Source organism: Campylobacter concisus, from assembly GCF_003049705.1.
Lineage (GTDB): Bacteria > Campylobacterota > Campylobacteria > Campylobacterales > Campylobacteraceae > Campylobacter_A > Campylobacter_A concisus_AR.
Window position 1 is genome coordinate 39,138 of sequence record NZ_PIRF01000007.1, and the last position, 18,522, is coordinate 57,659.

General features: G+C 38.2%; 13 protein-coding genes and 11 tRNA genes. 3 read left to right on the top strand and 21 right to left on the bottom strand.

Going from position 1 to position 18,522, the window contains the following annotated elements; genetic code table 11:
• Positions 1 to 22: 22 nt before the first annotated feature.
• Complete coding sequence (locus CVT05_RS07820; protein WP_107698448.1) at positions 23 to 2,398, top strand: tetratricopeptide repeat protein; 2,376 nt, start codon at positions 23 to 25, stop codon at positions 2,396 to 2,398.
• Between the two features lie 581 nt (positions 2,399 to 2,979).
• On the opposite strand, the gene CVT05_RS07830 is transcribed toward CVT05_RS07820, so the two are convergent.
• From CVT05_RS07830 to tig, 19 genes are all read right to left on the bottom strand, one after another.
• A tRNA-Glu gene (locus CVT05_RS07830) sits at positions 2,980 to 3,054 on the bottom strand.
• Positions 3,055 to 3,062: 8 nt separating this feature from the next.
• A tRNA-Lys gene (locus tag CVT05_RS07835) sits at positions 3,063 to 3,138 on the bottom strand.
• Between the two features lie 121 nt (positions 3,139 to 3,259).
• A tRNA-Asp gene (locus CVT05_RS07840) sits at positions 3,260 to 3,336 on the bottom strand.
• A gap of 8 nt (positions 3,337 to 3,344) precedes the next feature.
• Positions 3,345 to 3,420: transfer RNA gene (locus tag CVT05_RS07845), tRNA-Val, on the bottom strand.
• 18 nt (positions 3,421 to 3,438) lie between these two features.
• Positions 3,439 to 3,514: transfer RNA gene (locus CVT05_RS07850), tRNA-Glu, on the bottom strand.
• A 13-nt stretch (positions 3,515 to 3,527) separates the two neighbouring features.
• A tRNA-Lys gene (locus tag CVT05_RS07855) sits at positions 3,528 to 3,603 on the bottom strand.
• A 139-nt stretch (positions 3,604 to 3,742) separates the two neighbouring features.
• A tRNA-Leu gene (locus CVT05_RS07860) sits at positions 3,743 to 3,827 on the bottom strand.
• Positions 3,828 to 3,842: 15 nt separating this feature from the next.
• A tRNA-Arg gene (locus tag CVT05_RS07865) sits at positions 3,843 to 3,919 on the bottom strand.
• Positions 3,920 to 3,934: 15 nt separating this feature from the next.
• Positions 3,935 to 4,011: transfer RNA gene (locus tag CVT05_RS07870), tRNA-Arg, on the bottom strand.
• A gap of 6 nt (positions 4,012 to 4,017) precedes the next feature.
• Positions 4,018 to 4,094, bottom strand: a tRNA-His gene (locus CVT05_RS07875).
• 9 nt (positions 4,095 to 4,103) lie between these two features.
• Positions 4,104 to 4,181 (bottom strand) — tRNA-Pro (locus CVT05_RS07880).
• Positions 4,182 to 4,610: 429 nt separating this feature from the next.
• The gene (locus CVT05_RS07885; protein WP_107698399.1) at positions 4,611 to 5,333 is read right to left on the bottom strand and encodes a TerC family protein; all 723 of its coding nucleotides are present in this window, start codon (positions 5,331 to 5,333) and stop codon (positions 4,611 to 4,613) included.
• Positions 5,326 to 5,913: a phosphoribosylglycinamide formyltransferase gene (gene purN / locus CVT05_RS07890; RefSeq protein ID WP_107698400.1), complete on the bottom strand. Its 588-nt coding sequence runs from the start codon at positions 5,911 to 5,913 to the stop codon at positions 5,326 to 5,328. Before purN ends, CVT05_RS07885 begins: the two co-directional genes overlap by 8 nt.
• Complete coding sequence (locus CVT05_RS07895; protein WP_107698401.1) at positions 5,895 to 7,298, bottom strand: NAD(P)H-hydrate dehydratase; 1,404 nt, start codon at positions 7,296 to 7,298, stop codon at positions 5,895 to 5,897. The genes purN and CVT05_RS07895 overlap by 19 nt, the downstream gene beginning before the upstream one ends.
• Before the next feature lie 2 nt (positions 7,299 to 7,300).
• Complete coding sequence (locus CVT05_RS07900; RefSeq protein WP_107698402.1) at positions 7,301 to 8,806, bottom strand: YifB family Mg chelatase-like AAA ATPase; 1,506 nt, start codon at positions 8,804 to 8,806, stop codon at positions 7,301 to 7,303.
• Positions 8,803 to 9,321: a peptide deformylase gene (gene def / locus CVT05_RS07905; RefSeq protein ID WP_103600693.1), complete on the bottom strand. Its 519-nt coding sequence runs from the start codon at positions 9,319 to 9,321 to the stop codon at positions 8,803 to 8,805. The genes CVT05_RS07900 and def overlap by 4 nt, the downstream gene beginning before the upstream one ends.
• A gap of 14 nt (positions 9,322 to 9,335) precedes the next feature.
• Entirely contained in the window at positions 9,336 to 10,358 is a 1,023-nt protein-coding gene (locus CVT05_RS07910; RefSeq protein ID WP_107698403.1) for a GGDEF domain-containing protein, read from the bottom strand.
• A gap of 8 nt (positions 10,359 to 10,366) precedes the next feature.
• Positions 10,367 to 10,957: an ATP-dependent Clp endopeptidase proteolytic subunit ClpP gene (clpP, locus tag CVT05_RS07915; protein ID WP_054196008.1), complete on the bottom strand. Its 591-nt coding sequence runs from the start codon at positions 10,955 to 10,957 to the stop codon at positions 10,367 to 10,369.
• Positions 10,957 to 12,288, bottom strand: coding sequence for a trigger factor (gene tig, locus CVT05_RS07920; RefSeq protein ID WP_107698404.1), 1,332 nt, complete (start codon positions 12,286 to 12,288; stop codon positions 10,957 to 10,959). Before tig ends, clpP begins: the two co-directional genes overlap by 1 nt.
• A gap of 138 nt (positions 12,289 to 12,426) precedes the next feature.
• Here tig and folE point away from each other — a divergent pair, with 138 nt between their 5' ends.
• Both folE and fliI read left to right on the top strand, forming a co-directional pair.
• Positions 12,427 to 12,999 (top strand): GTP cyclohydrolase I FolE, encoded by a 573-nt coding sequence (folE, locus tag CVT05_RS07925; RefSeq protein WP_087579435.1) that lies wholly within the window; start codon positions 12,427 to 12,429, stop codon positions 12,997 to 12,999.
• A gap of 11 nt (positions 13,000 to 13,010) precedes the next feature.
• Positions 13,011 to 14,303, top strand: a complete 1,293-nt coding sequence (gene fliI / locus CVT05_RS07930; protein WP_413784146.1) for a flagellar protein export ATPase FliI — start codon at positions 13,011 to 13,013, stop codon at positions 14,301 to 14,303.
• Positions 14,304 to 15,108: 805 nt separating this feature from the next.
• Here fliI and CVT05_RS07940 read toward each other — a convergent pair.
• Positions 15,109 to 16,842 (bottom strand): ATP-binding protein, encoded by a 1,734-nt coding sequence (locus CVT05_RS07940; protein ID WP_021090285.1) that lies wholly within the window; start codon positions 16,840 to 16,842, stop codon positions 15,109 to 15,111.
• Positions 16,842 to 18,518 carry a fatty acid--CoA ligase gene (locus CVT05_RS07945; protein WP_107698407.1) on the bottom strand — a complete coding sequence of 559 codons (1,677 nt, stop codon included), beginning with the start codon at positions 18,516 to 18,518 and terminating at the stop codon, positions 16,842 to 16,844. The genes CVT05_RS07940 and CVT05_RS07945 overlap by 1 nt, the downstream gene beginning before the upstream one ends.
• Positions 18,519 to 18,522 lie beyond the last annotated feature (4 nt).

An 18,522-nucleotide genomic window follows, 5' to 3' on the forward strand; every position in this document is an offset into this window, starting at 1 on the left:
AAAATTTAACTATAATTGCGGCATGAAAAAGCTCTTAATTATTTTATTTTTTCCGCTTTATCTAACCGCTTTTAATCTTAGCCTAAATAGCGGCGCAAATGGTGATAAACCTTATAGCGTTCTTCAGCTAAGCGATGAGCAAGCATTTGAATGCGTGGAGCAAATTTTAGCTTACGACACCAAACGCTATGTCTGCATGCTTGATGATGAAATTTTGCCCAAAATTGAAGATACGACACTGCCATTAATGGATATAAAATATAAAAAGCAAGATGGCAAGCTTTTTATCGTCATAATGCCAAAAGCACCATCAAAACTGCTAAATATAAAAACTGAGCTTTATAACAGCCAAAACGTGCAAGATAGCCCAAAAACAACCATTTCAAAACACTTTAGCATAATTATAGATACTTCGCTCAGTGAAAATAGTAAGAGAAAGTCTGGGCTAAATTTTAAACCTGATTTTAAAGATATGCTAAATCCTAGTATCGGAGCGCTCGATCTTAACAAAGCGCCTATCGCTGGGCTTGATAGCAACGACATAGACATCTACATAAATATAAAAAGAGCTTACGAAAAGGGCGCTTATGAAAATGTAGTAAAAGATACTCAAACAGCGATAAAGAGGCATCCAAATAGCCTTTTTTCAAGTGAATTTTTACTATTTCGTCTAAGGGCTCTTGATAAAATTTTTGAGACAAAAAATGAGTTTGAAGAGATCGAGCCAAAAGATATCGTAAGTGAAGGTAGGGCTTGGATCAGAAAATTCCCATCTGATGAAAACTATCCAGAGGTGCTATATCTAATCGCTAGAGCCTACCTAAAAGATAGCATCGCAAGTGATGCAAAATATATGCTTGATATTTTAAACGAAGAGCATGCAAACTCAAAATTTACGAAACTTGCAGCGCTTGATTACGCTGATTATCTCTATAAAATAGGCAGACAAAAAGAGGCGCTAAAAGACTATGAAAAAGTGCTTTACTCCACAAACGACATCGACCTTGCAAGTAGAGCGGCACTAAGCCTAGCTGATGCAAATATCGATAAAGAAAAATTTGATGAAGCAAAGAAATTTATACTAAAAATCGCAAATGCGAATGAAAAATTTTTTATGAATAACCCAACAAAGTCGATGAATCTTGCAACTACATTTGCAAGTAAAGATATGCCTGATGTGGCTGCTAAAATTTATGAAATTTTGATAAATAATAGCGATAGGACGAAAGATTTTTATGAAGTTGCTTTAAAAAATTTAGCACTAAATCTAGCCAAAACAAAAGATGAAAAAAAAGCATACGAATACTTAAATAGATATGAGACAGAGTTTAAATATGGTAATTATATCGATGAAGTCACCAAGGCAAAAGATGGGTTATTCTTTGAAGAAAAAGATAAAAATGCTACTGCACTTCATGCTAGATATAAAGAGTTAATTGAAAAATATGCTGGGACAAATATTAGTCAAAAGGCTCTAATAAGCGAGCTTGAGCTGGATATTAAAGAGCGTAAATTCTCCGATGCACTATCTTACAAAACCATGGCAAAAGATGAAAATTTGAGTAAGGCAATGGAGCTGATAAATGAGGCTGCGCTAGAGCTTACAAAAGAGTATTTTATAAAAGATGATTGCACGGCTGTTATAAATTTACTTGAAAACTACGATATAAACAAAATCTCATTACCGCAATTTAAGCTCTTTAACTGCTATTACAGAACGGCCCGCTACAACGATGCACTTGAGCTGGCAAAAGCTCATGCAAAGGATGAAAATTTAGAAGATAGAGTCGAATGGCTGGTAAATTTGAGCAAAATTTTATATAAAAACAAAGACTATGAGCATGCGATCATTGCCGCAAATGACGCGCTTTCACTTGGCTCATCAGTCGAATACTCAGATCCAACACCATCTCTTTTTGACAGGTTTTACTCATTGCTTGCATTAAAACGCTTTACGGAGGCGATCTCAACCATTAGCGCTATTGAGCAGCTAAGAGGCCAAGACTTTAAGATTATCGAAGCATATACAGCTATAAGCGACTATGCGATGAAAAGTAATGACTACACCATAGCTACAACGTATGCCAAAAAAGCTCTTGAACTACAAACAAAAGCCAAGATAAATACATTTTCACCAAAGATAAATTTTAACTATTCAGAAGCTTCACTAAAGACAGATAACCTAGATGAGGCGCTTGACGAGACGAAATTTATACTAAATATGAAGCTTGAGCCAGAAGATCGCTTACATGCTTTAAATCTGATAAGCGAAATCTATATAAGGCAAAAACAGTTTAAGTTGGCTAGACCTTATTTAAATGAGTGCTCTGATTCAAATTTTGTAAGCCCGTATAAAGATGCTTGCAAAGCTAAGCTTGACATGATAGGCAAAAACTAAATACAAAAAGATAGCTTGTTTGCTAGTTTTATATTTGAGCTTAAATTTTAACCTTTATTTTTGCTATTTAAGTTGAGCTTTCTTTATAATTGCGTCTTTAATATTTTTACATTGCCACCAAATGCTCTTTATATTATAAAAGAGCTATATTTTATCGTAAGCTTTAATATATTTTTACGCATGGATCCTGGCTGGTATGATCTTAAAAATTTTAAGCACCTTTCTCACAAACAAGAGAATTGGCCATTTTATTACCAAATATAGCTGTTTTATGTTTTATAAGCTTAAAAATTAAAAATGCTTATAAGTTTTTTGTCCAATAGATCAAAGCAAAAATAATTTGCAATGCTCTGTAATCATGTTTCTATGATGTACTTTTATTATATTTATAAAGATTTTTTAGCTTACTACAAGCTAACTTCTAGAATTTATCGCTTAATACACACTCATTAAGCACAATATTATAAAAATTGATTTTTACGTTTTTAGTATCAATTTGCCAAGCAAATAAGTATACATTTTTAAGAAATTTCTATAAAAATTCTGCGTAACAAATTAAAAAATAAAAAGGATTAGAAAAATGGTGACCCATACGAGACTCGAACTCGTGTTACCAACGTGAGAGGCTGGTGTCCTAACCGCTAGACGAATGGGCCAAAATGGATGGTGCCCCGTGTAGGCCTCGAACCTACGACCCCATCATTAAGAGTGATATGCTCTACCAACTGAGCTAACGAGGCAAGATTAAATAGTAATAATAAATCTTAAAGTGTTATCTTAGAACTTATAATCTTAAAATTTAATTTGACACTCAATAATGGGTGCTTTATTAGACACAACCTTAACCTAAGGTTTAATGGATGGCGCAGCGGACGGGGCTCGAACCCGCGACCTCCGCCGTGACAGGGCGGCATTCTAACCAACTGAACTACCGCTGCACCTAAAATGGTGGTCGCTATAAGACTCGAACTTATGACATCCACCTTGTAAGGGTGGCGCTCTACCAACTGAGCTAAGCGACCTAAAATTTAAAAAACATCTGGCGACCCTTAGAGGATTTGAACCTCTGTTTCTACACAGAGAAAGTAGAGTCCTGAGCCACTAGACGAAAGGGTCATAAACCCAAAAATGGTGTCCTGCGTTGGATTCGAACCAACGGCCCCCTCATTAAAAGTGAGATGCTCTACCAACTGAGCTAGCAAGACATTTGCTTAAAAAAGAATTGAGATTATACAAAAAAACATTATCACATGTCAAGAAACAAGAAAAAGTATCCAGTACTTTACAATAAAGGCTAACTTTAATTTTTAATAATATAAGTTTATCTCAAATTATAAAAAAGAATGGTGCGGATGAAAGGACTTGAACCTTCACGCCGTGGGGCACCAGATCCTAAGTCTGGCGTGTCTGCCAATTTCACCACATCCGCACAACAATAATAAAGTGGTACGCCCATCAGGATTCGAACCTGAGGCCTACGGCTTAGAAGGCCGTTGCTCTATCCAGCTGAGCTATGAGCGCATAAAGTATTTTAAGTGGCGCGCCCGATAGGAGTCGAACCCATAACCTACAGATCCGAAGTCTGTCGCTCTATCCAATTGAGCTACGAGCGCCCAAAATGGGGTGAGTGATGGGAATCGAACCCACGACCCTCAGGACCACAATCTGATGCTCTAACCGACTGAGCTACACTCACCATTTAACATGGTCGGGGTGAAAGGATTCGAACCTTCGGCCCTCTGGTCCCAAACCAGATGCGCTAACCAGACTGCGCTACACCCCGCCTGAGTCGTGTTTGTAAGTTTATGCCACTACCTCATTAAAAAGTCGTATTCTAACTTGTTTTTTTTATAAAGTCAATTAAAAAACACTTAAATTAATAGAAATTATATATAAAAGATAATTCAATCAAAAATATTAATTAATACTTCGCCAAATACTTAATTTTTTACACACGCAAGCTTTTTATACTTCTCTATTTTACTACCTAGCTATAAAGTATGTCCTTTATTTCACGGATTTTTAAGTAGCTTGACACGAATATTTTACACTGATATTACAACAAAACAAACATCGATCTACTATCTATTATGCATTTTATGCTTATCAAAATTTTACCTTCAAATTTCAACAGATTTATCTTTTCGGGCTAAAATTTTTTGATTAACATTTTATCCATCATGTCATTAGCTTTTTCATCATCGTAAAAATATTATTTAGCTAACACTTTCTTTTTAGCATAAATATTTATACTTTCCACTGCCAATGAAAATGCCATCGCAAAATAGATATACCCCTTTGGAATATGAAATCTTAATCCTTCAGCAACGAGCGTCATGCCCACAAGCACCAAAAATGCAAGTGCTAAAATTTTTATAGTCGGGTTATTATCTACGAAATTAGAAATACCTTTTGACGCTATCATCATTACGCCAACTGCTAAAATAACAGCTATGATCATTATCTCTATATGCTCAGCCATTCCGACAGCTGTGATAACACTATCAAGTGAAAAAACAATATCCAAAACAGCTATCTCGCTTACGATAATCAAGAAATTTGCATGTGATTTTTTGCTATTTTTATACTCTTCGCTTTCACCAGAAACACTAGAATGTATTTCAAGGGTTGATTTTACAAGTAAAAATAGACCGCCTAGTATAAGCACCAAATCTCGGCCGCTTATGCTAAATTCTGCGATAGTAAAGAGTGGCTTTGTTAGCTTCATGATCCAAAACAATGAAAGTAAAAGTAAAATTCTAGTCACCATAGCTAGCCCTAAGCCAACAATCCTACCACTGCCGCGCTGCTCTGGAGGTAACTTACCTACCAAAATAGCGATAAATATAATGTTATCTATGCCTAAAACTATCTCTAAGCCAGTTAACGTAAGTAGCGATATCCACGCTTCTGGCGAACTAAACCATTCAAACATTTGCTTCCTTTGTTAAAATTTTTATTATGCTATCAGGCAAAATTTCATGCTCTATCGCATGGATTTTGCTCTCCCAATCCTCCAAGCTCATACCATCTTCTCTTTCAAACGCTCTTTGTGCGATGAGTTTACCTCCGTCAAGCTCCTCGCTCACATAATGCACGCTCACACCGCCTATCATCATGTCGCTCTCAAAGCTCTCCTTTATCGCATGCGCGCCCTTAAAAAGTGGCAGGATAGATGGGTGAAGGTTTATGGCTTTTATCTGCGCCGTAAAAACTGGCGTTAGTATCCTCATGAAGCCTGCAAGCACTGTTAGATCTGCCCCACTTTTTAAAATTTGCTCCACCAAAACAGCGTCAAATTCCTCACGGTTTTTAAATTTAGCGCTCTCTATGACGAGCGTTTCAAGTCCAAATTTCTTAGCTCGCTCGATGCCAAATGCACCAGGCTTGTTGCAGATACAAAGGCAAACTTCGATTTTTATGCCATTAAAAATTTGATTATGAACTTTTTTAAGTATCGCTTCTAAATTTGAGCCACTACCGCTAAAAAGCACGGCTATCTTTTTCGTAAGCATTTTACTCCTTTGATGATGTCTGTTGGCTCGAGCGCGTAGCTGTTTTTATCAAAATTTTTAAGACTAAGCGCGTGAGCTAAAGTGGCTGAGATAGCAGCACGAAGTGGCTCGTAGCCTTGAGCCAAAAGTGCTAGCACAAGACCGCTTAGCACGTCGCCACTGCCGCCTTTTGCAAGCGTGTTTTTGCCATAAGGCATGACGTAAATTTGCCCATCTTTGGCGATTATGGTGTTTGCCCCTTTTAGCACAAGCACAGCCTTAAATTTCTCGCTCCAAGCCCTCGCGTAAGCGTATCTGTTTTCTTGCAAAGTTTGCACATCTATATCGGCTATTTTGCAAATTTTTAAAAGCGAGCAAAACTCCTTTGGATGAGGCGTCAAGACGCAGTTTTTGCTTAGCAGGTCAAGCACTTTTGGGCTGTAAAAGATATCAGCGTCAAGCACAAGCTTTTTGCCTTTTAAATTTTGCACCTCAAGCTCTTCTACGCCCCTTTTGCCAAGCCCCATGCCAAGGGCTCCAGCGTTCATTTTTTCACTTATCTTGCTAGCTTGCATGATATGCGTTGGTAAATTTAAACCTTGCTCGCCTATCACGCTAACTAGCCCAGTCCCAAAGGCAAATGCTGCTTTTGCGCAAAGTCTGCTAGCTCCTATGTGCTCGCCAGATATGATAAATGCGTGGCCAAAGTCGCCCTTATTTACGCACTGATTTTTTCTATTTGGAAGCACAAGGTCGCACTTTTCAAGCAAGTGATAGTCGCTCTCACATTCGTAGTTTTGCGCGCTTATGCCAAGATCAGCGACCTTTATCTTGCCAACAAAGTCCTTTGCCGCGTCGCTATAAAGCCCAAGCTTTCTAGCTCCCATCGTGATTGTAGTATCTGCTTTTACGCAAGCACCTAGCACCTTGCCATCACTACTTAGTCCACTTGGCATATCGCAAGCGATGGTATAGACAGAGCTTTTGTTTATCTTTGAGATAAGCTCTATGTGCTTTTTGTCTAAATTTCTATTTAAACCAGAGCCAAAGAGCCCGTCTATGACGCACTTTGCGATATTTAAGTTACTTTCTACATCTTTGCTCTCTCGCACGCCAGCAAATTTAGCCCTTTCAAGCTGTTTGGTGGCTAGTGGCTTTAAGCTTTGGCTAGCTAGGATAAATTCACATTCAAACTCACCCTCAAGCATTCTTAACGCGCAAAGTACGTCTGCGCCATTATTTCCACCACCGCAAATGCCAAGCACCCTCTCGCCTTTTTTAAATTTCTTACGGATGAAATTTGCTATGCCAGCGGCAGCGTTTTCCATTAAAAGCTCTTCACTAAGGCCAAATTTCTTGCTCGCTCGCTCGTCTAAAATTCTTGTATCTAAATATAAATTTTTCATCTTTATGCCCTAAAACTAAGCGCCTCTAAGATGTGGGGCTTTAAAATTTGCTCACTCTCATCAAGGTCAGCGATACTTCTAGCCACTCTAAGTGTCCTTTTTATGCCTCTTTGAGAAAGATTGTACCTAGATGCTGCCTTTTGTAAAATTTCTCTTGCTTCATTATCTAATAGACAAAATTTTTCTACTTGTGCGTCATTTAGCTTGCCATTTAGCTCATCTTGATCGCGCTTTTTTTGAAAGATAAAGGCTTTTAAAACCATATCGCTCATCTGCTGTGAGCTCAAACTCGCCTTATCACTTGGCGAACTCTCGTCCATCGCTACTTTTAGGTCTATGCGGTCAAGCACTGGAGCTGAAATTCTTGATTTGTAGTTTTTTATCTCATTTTCACTGCATTGGCAATTTAGATTGCGAGAGAATAAATTTCCACAAGGACATGGATTTTGAGCGGCTACGAAGATAAACTTAGTCTCATAAGTCACTTTTGAATTCACTCTTGCGATGTGGATTTGATTGTCCTCTAGTGGCTCTCTTAGGCTTTCAATCACCTGCTTTGAAAAGTGTGGAAATTCGTCAAAAAATAGCACTCCACCATTTGCAAGTGCGATTTCGCCGATCTTTGCGACATTTGAGCCGCCACCAAATATTGAACTTTTAGTCGAGGTGTGATGTGGCGAGCGAAAAGCTCTAATACTTGTAAATTCGCTATCTTGAAGATTTAACGAGCGGTAAGCAGCTGATTTTAAAACCTCCTCTAGGCTTTGTGGCGCCATGATATAAACGAGACGTTTTGCGCACATGCTTTTGCCGCTACCTGGGCTGCCTTCAAATAAAATATTGTGCATGCCAACGGCTGCGATGACGCAGGCTCTTTTGGCTCTTTCTTGACCCAAAACGTCCTTAAAATCAAGCTCGAAATTTAAATTTGGAACATATCTTTTGCCAGAAATTTCTATCACATTTGAAAATAGCTCGTGTGTGGCGGTAAAACGTATGCTTTTTGCAAATTCTGCGTCATTAAAAAATCTAATCGCTTCCTCTAGAGCACTAACCGCATAAATCTCTAAATTTGGGATCATAGAAGCTTTTTGTGCTATCTCTTTTGGTACTAAGACTTTTACGTTTTTTACCTGCGTGCTTAAAAAAAGAAGGATCGAGAATAAATTTGCTGTGCTTTTTACGCTTCCATCAAGCCCAAGCTCGCCAAAGACAAAAATTTTCTCTAAGCTTTTTGCCTTTTGAAGAGCTATAAGAAGAGCAATAGCTAGGTCAAAATGTGAGCCACTTTTTGGCAGATCTGAAGGGGATAAATTTATGGTTATCTTTTGTGCTGGAAAAGAAAAATCAAGTGCTAGAAGTGCTGCTTTTACGCGTTCTGTACTCTCTTTGATGCTTGTGCTTGCAAGCCCAACAATACTAAAACCAGGAAGCCCGCGAGAGAAGATAGACTCAACGTCAATTATCTTTAGCCCATCGCCGTAAGTAGCACATCTTAAAGACTTCATGAAGCTTTTTCTTTTTTTTGCTTTTTGTATTCCTTATCAAATTTTTTGCGTTTATTAAAGCCGATTTTTTCTATAAAAAGATGTCCATCTAAATGATCATTTTCATGCTGGATAGCGATAGCTAAAAGCCCATCAGCCTTTAAGCTTTGCTCTTTGCCAAAGCGGTCTTGATATTTGATGGCCACAACTTCATTTCTTTTTACATCTTCATAATATCCGGGCACACTAAGGCAGCCCTCTTGATAGACACACTCACCCTCACGTAGTTCAAATTTTGGGTTTATGATTTCGATTAAATTTTCTTTATCTTGCACGCCCTCGTCATTGGCTAGATTTATAATAAAAATTCTTTTTGCGACACCTATCTGAATAGCAGCAAGGCCGATGCCCTCTTTCGCAATCATCGTATCATACATATCATCAAGTAGTTTGTGAAGTTCCTCATCAAAAATTTTAACCTCTTTTGAGACTTCATAAAGTTTTTTATTTGGATAAGATAAAACCTCTAAGATCAAGCCCAAACTCCTACTTATTCACCCAAAAATATAGGCTGCTCATCATCTTGTGTTAGTATTAGTTGATCTAACGAGTAAGAGATTAATTCTTCAGCACTTCTTGTTTTTGTTATCATGCTTGAAACCACTTGGATATCAAGCTTGCACTCTTCACCATCTATCTTCCAAGGTATAGATGAAAGCATATTTAAAATTCTGCTACCGGCTTGTCTTGTGCCATTTTCATCAGTATATTTCATAACCATAGCAAAACAGCCATCACCGTAATGAGCTACTATATCGCTTCTTCTAGAAGTTCTTAAAAGAAGCTGTGATATAGCTTTATACATATTGTTTCGCTCTTTTAAATTTTTAACACGATTTGTAAATCTATCTTTTGCTCTTACTAGTAAAAACGATGCGTTATAGCCATATCTTTTAACGGCTTCTACTTCACTTTGCACTGTGGCTACTAAAAATTTTTTATTATAAACGTCATATGTCGTATCATAAATCGACTGCTCTTCAATAGATTTAAGCATTTTAGCTACTTCGTCATAGCTTACTTTAATGACATCAAGATGCTTATCCATAAGGCTGTTTAATTTTATTAGGTCATGATTAAATGCGCTTAAAACATTTTGAAGAGCTAGGATATTTGTATTATTTTTGAGTGCATCCATACGCTTTTGCACTAGGCCTCTCATGATGCCTAAATTTTTATAGATTAGCACCACGGCTTGAAGCATACTTTTTATTTGGATAAATCCTTGCTTTATCTCTTTTTCAATAGAGATATTACCATTTGTAGGCACTGAAATTTCAGAATTTGCGACTATAATATCACCGATCTCTTTTCTAAATTCATCAGGCTGTCCATCAAGCATTTTCTCAAAATAAATAGAGTAATTATTTGGCGTAGATGGAACATTATCGTCGCTTAATTCATGCAAAACATTTTCTGAAAATCTGTAGATATCTACCTTTTCTTTTTCTAGAATATGTTTTACCTCAACCGCTTTTTTCTTAGGGTCTGGTGCATTATCTATCTTTATCACTTTGGGCCTTATTTAAAACTTTTCTCCAAAATTTTATCAACAAGTCCGTACTCTTTGGCTTCAGCTGAACTCATAAAGAAGTCGCGTTCAGTGTCTTTTACGATCTTACTTAGCTTTTGACCTGTATTTTTGGCCAAAATTCCATTTAAAATCTCTTTCATACGCAAAATTTCACGAGCCTGTATCTCGATATCAGTCGCTTGTCCTCTAGCACCGCCGAGTGGTTGGTGTATCATGATGCGAGAATTTGGCAACGCATATCTTTTACCTGGTGCACCACAGCTTAGCAAAAATGCACCCATACTAGCTGCTTGACCGATACATATCGTACAAACATCTGGCTTTATGTAGTTCATCGTGTCATAGATACTAAAGCCACTTGTTATCACGCCACCTGGCGAGTTTATGTACAGATAGATATCTTTATCCGGATCTTCAGCCTCTAAAAATAGAAGCTGAGCGACTATAGAAGCGGCCATGCCATCTTCTATCTCGCCACTTAGCATAACGATCCTGTCTTTTAAAAGACGGGAATATATATCATAGCTTCGCTCACCTCTACTAGTTCTTTCAACTACGACAGGAACGTAATAGCTCATTACTCGGCCTTCTCTTTTTTATTTGCTTTTTTTTCGTCTTTTTCTTTGTTGAAAAGCTCGCTAAATAGCTTCTCTTCGATCATTGACATCTTTATAGCTGGAAGCATGCCTTGGTTGCGGTACATCTCAAGGTGTGCTTTTGGATCTTGACCGCTTCTATACGCCTCAAAATAGATAGCTTGAACGACCTCTTGATCGCTTACTTTTACGCCTCTTACACGAGCTAGCTCATCGATAATGAAAGTTAAACGAACGCTATTTTCAGCGTCTTTTCTAAACTCATCACGTTTTTTAGAAAGAGCATCTTTGTCATCTCTAAATTTTTTCATATCATCTGGAGTAAATGAGCTCCATGCGTTTCTAAACTGCATATCGATCTCTTGCTCGACAATATTTTTTGGTACATCAAATTTAAATTTCTCAACTGCAGCTTCAGCAAATTTTGGTTTTAGCTCTTCGTTTATGAGTTTATAAATTTTCTCTTGGCGAATTTGCTCTTTTATGCGCTCATCAAGTAGCTCTTCAGTTGGTTTTTCTTCATTTGGAAGTAAAGTTTTTAGCATCTCTTCATCTAGTTTTTCAGGAATTTTTCTCTCTTGAATTTCATGAAGTTTGACTTTAAAAATAGCGTCTTTACCAGCTAAATGTGCAGCGCCATAGTTTTCTGGGAATTTAACCTCGATATCTTTTTCACCACCAGCTTTTATGCCTACCATACCATCTTCAAAGCCTGGGATAAATTGATTTGAACCGATCTCAAGCACATAGTTTTCGGCCTTGCCACCATCAAATGCAACGCCATCAACAAAGCCTTCAAAGTCAAATTTAGCAAAGTCGCCAACTTTTAGGCCTCTTTTGCCATCAATTTTTTCAAGTGGAGCTATCATTTTTAAAAGTTCGGTTTTTTTCTCATCGATATCTTTTTTCAAAACACGTGGGTTTGAAAACTCAGGTATTAAACTCTCATAGCCGCTCACATCGACACTTGGTTTAAATGAAACTGTTAGCTCAACGTCGATCTTGCCATCTTTTCTGTCAAATTTTGAAACGATAGGCTCGCCGATAAGGTCATCGTTTTTCTTGCCTGCTTGTTTTATAGCCTCATCAACAACATCTCTTAAGACATCTTGTTCAGCGTCGTTTGTTAGCTCTTTCTCGTAGCGTTTTAGCACAATAGCAACTGGCACATGGCCTTGTCTAAAGCCATCTACTTTCATAGTTTTTGCTGCTTTTTTTGCTAGTTTCTCTACGCTAGATTTTATAGCATCCGCACTTATAGTCGTGCTTGCTAAGGTATTTACGCTATCTAGAGCTTTTGTTTTGATTTCCATCTAATTCCTTTATGAATACAAATTTTTAGCCCAAAATATAGCAGAATTTTCCTTATTTCATTGTAAATTTGTAAATTTTTATAGATATAAAAGGCGTTTTAACGTAGAATCTGGCAATAAAATTATGGAGAAAATTTTATGCAAGAGAGTTTTGAAAATTCGGTTAAAAACATGCTAACGATAATAGGCGAAGATCCAAACAGAGAGGGACTTTTAAAAACTCCTGAGCGTGTTTATAAAGCTTTTAAATTTCTAACTAGCGGATACGAGCAAGACCCAAAAGAGGTACTTGGCGATGCACTTTTTACTAGCTCAAATAATGAAATGGTTCTCATGCGAAACATCGAATTTTACAGTCTTTGCGAGCACCATTTGTTGCCTATTATCGGCCGTGTGCATGTGGCGTACATCCCAAATGGCAAGGTCGTTGGCCTTAGTAAAATTCCACGCATGGTAAATATCTACGCAAGACGCTTGCAAATTCAAGAGCAGATGACTGAGCAGATCGCAAAAGCGCTTGAGGACGTAATCGCTCCAAAAGGCGTTGGAGTCGTCGTCGAGGCTAGACATATGTGCGTTGAGATGAGGGGTGTGCAAAAGATAAACTCAACTACGACGACCTCAGCACTTAGGGGCTGCTTTATCAAAAACGCGGACACAAGACGAGAATTTTTCTCGCTTATAAACTCTCCTAGGGAAACGCATTTTTGAGCTTAGAGCATATAAATTTAAAGCTTAAAGAGGGTATGAAACTCTCAAACACCTTTGGCATCATAACCAAAATCACAGCTACGACTATCGAGATCACTGGGCTTCGTCCAAGCATCGGAGACATCGTGCGAATAGTTGCAAAAGATAAGAGCAAAAATGGCCTTGGCATGGTTACGCAAATAAAGACAGATGGCGCTTATATCAGCCCATTTGGCTTTGTAGAGGGCTTTAGGATAGGCGACTTCGTCTATGAGAGCGATCAAGGTATGAGCATACCTGTGGGGCCAAATTTGCTAGGCCGCGTGGTCGATCCATTTATGAAGCCCATAGATGGTAAAGGCGCGATTGATACAACCGAGTACATGCCGATCATGAGAGCGCCGATAGATGCGATGAAAAGGGGGCTTATAAATGAGCCATTTAGCGTTGGTATAAAGACGATAGATGGACTGCTTACTTGCGGCAAGGGGCAAAAGCTGGGAATTTTTGCAGGTTCAGGTGTTGGCAAATCAACGCTCATGGGCATGATCGTAAAAAATACGCTAGCCCCCATAAAAGTAGTCGCTTTAATAGGCGAGCGTGGCCGTGAGGTGCCCGAATTTATCGAAAAAAACCTGGGCGGCGACTTAGAGGGCACGGTCATCATCGTAGCAACCAGTGATGATAGCTCACTCATGCGAAAATACGGCGCATTTTGTGCGATGAGCGTAGCTGAATACTTCAAACAACAAGGCAATGACGTGCTCTTCATCATGGATAGCGTCACACGTTTTGCGATGGCGCAGCGTGAGATCGGCCTTGCACTTGGCGAGCCACCGACCTCAAAAGGCTATCCACCAAGTTCGCTCACACTCTTGCCTCAGCTAATGGAGCGTGCTGGTAAAGAGGAGGGCAAGGGCAGCATCACGGCATTTTTCACAGTGCTCGTCGAAGGCGATGACATGAGCGATCCGATAGCTGACCAAAGCCGCTCTATCCTAGACGGCCACATAGTACTAAGCCGGGAGCTAACAGACTTTGGAATTTACCCACCTATCAATATCCAAAATTCGGCCTCGCGTGTTATGGGCGATGTGATCAGTAAAGAGCATAAGTTAAATGCGATGAAATTTAAGCGCCTCTACTCGCTTTTAAAAGAAAATGAGGTCTTGCTTCGCATCGGTGCTTATCAAAAGGGTAGCGACAAGGAGCTTGATCTTGCGATCTCAAAAAAAGAATTTATGGAGAGCTTCTTAAAACAAAGCTCGGAAGAAACCTTTGCGCTTGAAGAGGTCGAAGAGCTGCTTGATAAGATCAATCAGTAGATTTCTAAAATTTGCAAGCCTTTTGACAAATTTCGCTACTAAAATTTTTATAGCTTCTTAGGCCTTGCCAAAAATATAATCAATTTTTTATACTAATTGCTAAAGTGATCACGCATTACTTCTTTGCTTCGGATGTAAAAATTGCGCTCAAGGACCTATAAATTTCTATTTTCTCTTTTTTGATTTCAAAAAGTGCTACTACAAACATCGTGAAAGAGAATTTGAAATTTATGAGGCTTTTTATTTTAGACTTCGTGAGACGGCTATTTTGTGTTACGCAAAATAACAAAGTGTTAAGAAAGCTCTTTTTAAAGCACCAAACTTGCAAATATACATTCCAAGCAGCGGTCGCAGAGTGTGCAAATTCTAAAATTTGGGATTTTTTGACAAAAATTACTTATTTGCAAACTCTGCAGTAGTGAATTTGAGACAAGTGAGCAAGTTAAATTTATACTAAGTGATTATGCGCTGATATCTGTTTTGCTGTAAATTTTGGTAGCAATCATTGCGTAAATTTAACTATGAAAGCAAAATTTTACATTTAGATCGTAATCTCTGGCCCTTTAAACTTCGCCTCGCAACAAAAGCATATGCTATATGAGATAGTAAAATTTGGAAGAGATTAAGAGCTAAAACCTATTTTTTCTCATCAAAGCTTAAGTTTAGCTCACACTTTCCCTGACTTTGGCGGCGGCAAACGCATAAATTCTAATTAGATAAAAGCAGATTCCTCGCCAATGTCAGAGGCTCTTGTTTATTTATATTTGTTTAAATTTATACAAACAATAAAATCAAGAGAGAAGGCTTAAGAGCCAAATCCCATCTTTTTATCCTCGCCAAAGCTTGAGTTTAGCTCGCGCTCTATCGTGGTTTTGAAGTCCTCAAAGGTAAAAATCCCATCATCTTTTATAGCTACTTTTAATGCAGTATTTTTTAGCGCGAGGACGATCTGAGCGCCACTTAGGTTAAACTCAGCCAGCCTTTCAACGCTAAAGCCATCTTCAAAGCTTGCATTTTCGGGCAAAATTTTACGCCAAATGGCAAGCCTGCCGTTATAATCAGGCTTTTTAAACTCGATCTTGTAGTCAAATCTTCTAGAAAACGCCACATCAAGGCTTTGTAAGAAATTTGTCGTAGCAATCAGCACGCCCTCAAAGCGCTCGATCTGCTCTAAAAAGATATTTTGCATTTGATTATGCATCTTCTCAGCCCCGCTCGAGCTCTCCACTCTCGTGCTTAAGAACTGATCGGCCTCATTTAGCAAGAGCACCGGCTCGCTGCCACTTTTTTTGCAAATTTCTTTGTAAGTATCAAAAATTTTCCTTACATTTTGCTCGCTCTCGCCGACATATTTGCTTAAAATTTTTGAACAGTCAAAGCTTAAAATTTGCTTCTTTAGGCTCTTTGCAAGCCCAACGGCACTCATCGTCTTACCAGTGCCAGGCTCGCCGTAAAAGATGATCTTAGCGTCTATGTTTTTTCTAGTTTTTATGCCCCAGCTGCTAAGTCTAGCAAGCACTTTTTTATCGACTTGCTTTAGTATCGTGCTTAAAAGCTGCTTTGTCTTTTCGTTTAGCACGACGTCTTCTAGGCTAGTTACTGGCTCTATTAGCTCAAAAATTTCTTGCTCTTTTACTAGGCTTTCGATCTTGATTTTTTTGCTATTTTTATCATTTTTTGGGTGCATTATGCTTTGCAAAATTTCTTCATTTATAAAAAAGCTCTTGCTTACATTGCCATAAGCGTTTAAAACCTCGTCGTAGTCAATGAGCGCACCCTCTATGAGCCTTGAGCCGTCCTCTAAAAGAGTGCGATTTTTGATGCGCTCAAGCTCATCTTTGCTTATTAGCCCAACTAGCGTGTTTAGATCGCGACCATTTTCAAAGTCGCCCGCGTATTCCTCTTTTAAAAGGGCTAAAAATATGATCTGCTCTTTTTCATCAAGCGAATTTTCTTTAAAAATTTGCTCTATCTTTAGGCTGATCTTGCTTAGTTTTACGCGCTCGTTGATTCGCTTTGTTAGCTCAGAAATTTGTTCATTTATGCGCTTTTTTGCATCACTTGAGCCATCGCCAAAAATAGCAGCCTTTGAGTAAAGCTCTACTTTTAAAAACTGATCTTTTAAATACTCCAAATGATCCTCATATGGCGCAAGCTCTGGTAAATTTATGTCAGCGTTGCCATCTTCAAGAATTTTTAAAAATGTGGCTGATAGAGAAATTTCAGAATGAAGCAACGAAAGAAGCCCTTGAGCTGAAGCCCTTTGCGTGCTCTCAGGTATTTTAAAAAGACTATAATTTTGTACAATCCAACCACTATCAAGCAAATTTTTTATAAATTTTAGATACAAAAGCTGCTTATCATTTTGCGTGCCAAAGACTGCTCCAAGTAGCTCAAAAACACTCATATTAGCTGTTCCTTGCACATAAGCTTTACTTAGATATTTTAAAATTTCTCCCTCTTCGTCGCCGCACTTTATCAGCTCGTAAATTTTGCTTTTTTTGAGATCCTGGTTTAAAAAATCAAGCAAGTATTTCACTAAAATTTATCCTTCATCTGCTCTATTTGCTCTTTTAATACACGTTTTAGCACCTTACCAGTGGCATTTCTAGGCAACTCTTCGGCAAAATAGATACTCTTTGGTATCTTGAAATTTGCTAAATTTTTCTTCAAATGCTCTCTTACTGTTTTTTCATCAAGATCCATGCCATCTTTTACCTGAATAAACGCCACAACCTCTTCATCGGCATGCACGTCTTTTACGCCGATTACCGCTGTTGCTTCAACTGCTTCAAGTTTGTAAATAACCTCTTCGATCTCGCGCGGATAGATGTTAATGCCCTTTGATATGATAAGGTCTTTTTTACGATCAACGATATAGATAAAGCCCTCTTCATCGACTTTTCCAAGATCTCCGGTCTTTAACCAGCCGTTTATTATGGTCTCATCAGTGATGCTTGGCATACCATAGTAGCCTTGCATGACGCAGTCGCCCTTTACAATGATCTCGCCGATCTGGCCAACTGGAAGCTCCATCATCTCATCATTTACGATCTTTACCTCATAGCCATCAAGCACAGGCCCTACACTTAAGAGCTTTTGTTTATCATATAAATTTGCAGCTACAACTGGCGAGCATTCGCTAAGGCCATATCCCTCGACAAGTGTCGCGCGTGGAAATTTCACTCTAAAGTCATCTATCGTCTGCTTTGCAAGCGGAGCCGCACCACTTACAAATAGCCTTATGCGGTTAAACCATCTAAAATACCAAGGAATTTTAGCCTTACCGATAGCTGTATAGATGGCTGGAATTCCTAAAAATACAGTTACACGCTTTAGCAAAGTTTGTTTTAGTACATTTGAAAATGGAAATACCGACTTTACAAGTACCATAGATGCACTCGCAAATATCGGAAGCAACACCATTGCAGTTAGCGTAAAACTATGAAACATCGGCAAAAAGACTATGAAACGATCACTTTTTTTTACTATGAAACGATCATGAGCTCCAATTAAATTTGAAAAGATATTTTTATAGCTTATCATCGCGCCTTTTGGCTTGCCAGTAGTGCCTGAAGTGTAAATTATATGCATTAAATCATCTATTACCGGATACTTTGTGATACTAAGAGCGTATTTATGATTTAGAGTTTCTATAAAATTTATGTTTTTAACAAGGCCATTATTTTCATAGCCCTTACTCATATCCTCTTTTGAAATTTGAGGCGTTGAAGTAAGATACGCGCTCTCGCCATACTCTTCGTCAGTGTCTATATATTCATCTTTTGAGGCACTTTGAAGTTTCTTTGGTATTGCTCCGATCCAGATTATCTTTCTTAAAATTTCAAGCTCATTTAATGCGATTAACTCTTTTGCAAGCGAGCTAGACGCAAAAAGCACCTTTGCACCGCAATCATTTATGATATATTCAAACTCGTTTGCTTTTAAAAAAGTATTCATAGGCACTGCGATACCGCCAATAGCCGTTATAGCCAAATATGAAATGATAAATTCTTTCGAGTTTGTAACCGCCATAGCTACTTTATCACCAAATTTTACTCCAGCAAGTTGCAAATAAGCTGCCACTTTATCGACATTTTGCTTTAATTCGCGATATTTTAGCTTCTCTTTTTCTTCAAAAAGAACTACTTGATTTGGATTTTCCTTTGCTACTTTGGTTAAAATTTCATAAAAATTATTATAAGAGTATCGCATTATT

What these genes read in the sequence shown, in the direction of transcription:
- tig (WP_107698404.1), bottom strand. Translation starts at nt 12,288, where the DNA reads ATGGAAATCAAAACAAAAGCTCTAGATAGCGTAAATACCTTAGCAAGC.
- CVT05_RS07895 (WP_107698401.1), bottom strand. Translation starts at nt 7,298, where the DNA reads ATGAAAAATTTATATTTAGATACAAGAATTTTAGACGAGCGAGCGAGC.
- clpP (WP_054196008.1), bottom strand. Translation starts at nt 10,957, where the DNA reads ATGAGCTATTACGTTCCTGTCGTAGTTGAAAGAACTAGTAGAGGTGAG.
- purN (WP_107698400.1), bottom strand. Translation starts at nt 5,913, where the DNA reads ATGCTTACGAAAAAGATAGCCGTGCTTTTTAGCGGTAGTGGCTCAAAT.
- CVT05_RS07885 (WP_107698399.1), bottom strand. Translation starts at nt 5,333, where the DNA reads ATGTTTGAATGGTTTAGTTCGCCAGAAGCGTGGATATCGCTACTTACG.
- CVT05_RS07820 (WP_107698448.1), top strand. Translation starts at nt 23, where the DNA reads ATGAAAAAGCTCTTAATTATTTTATTTTTTCCGCTTTATCTAACCGCT.
- CVT05_RS07945 (WP_107698407.1), bottom strand. Translation starts at nt 18,518, where the DNA reads ATGCGATACTCTTATAATAATTTTTATGAAATTTTAACCAAAGTAGCA.
- CVT05_RS07900 (WP_107698402.1), bottom strand. Translation starts at nt 8,806, where the DNA reads ATGAAGTCTTTAAGATGTGCTACTTACGGCGATGGGCTAAAGATAATT.
- folE (WP_087579435.1), top strand. Translation starts at nt 12,427, where the DNA reads ATGCAAGAGAGTTTTGAAAATTCGGTTAAAAACATGCTAACGATAATA.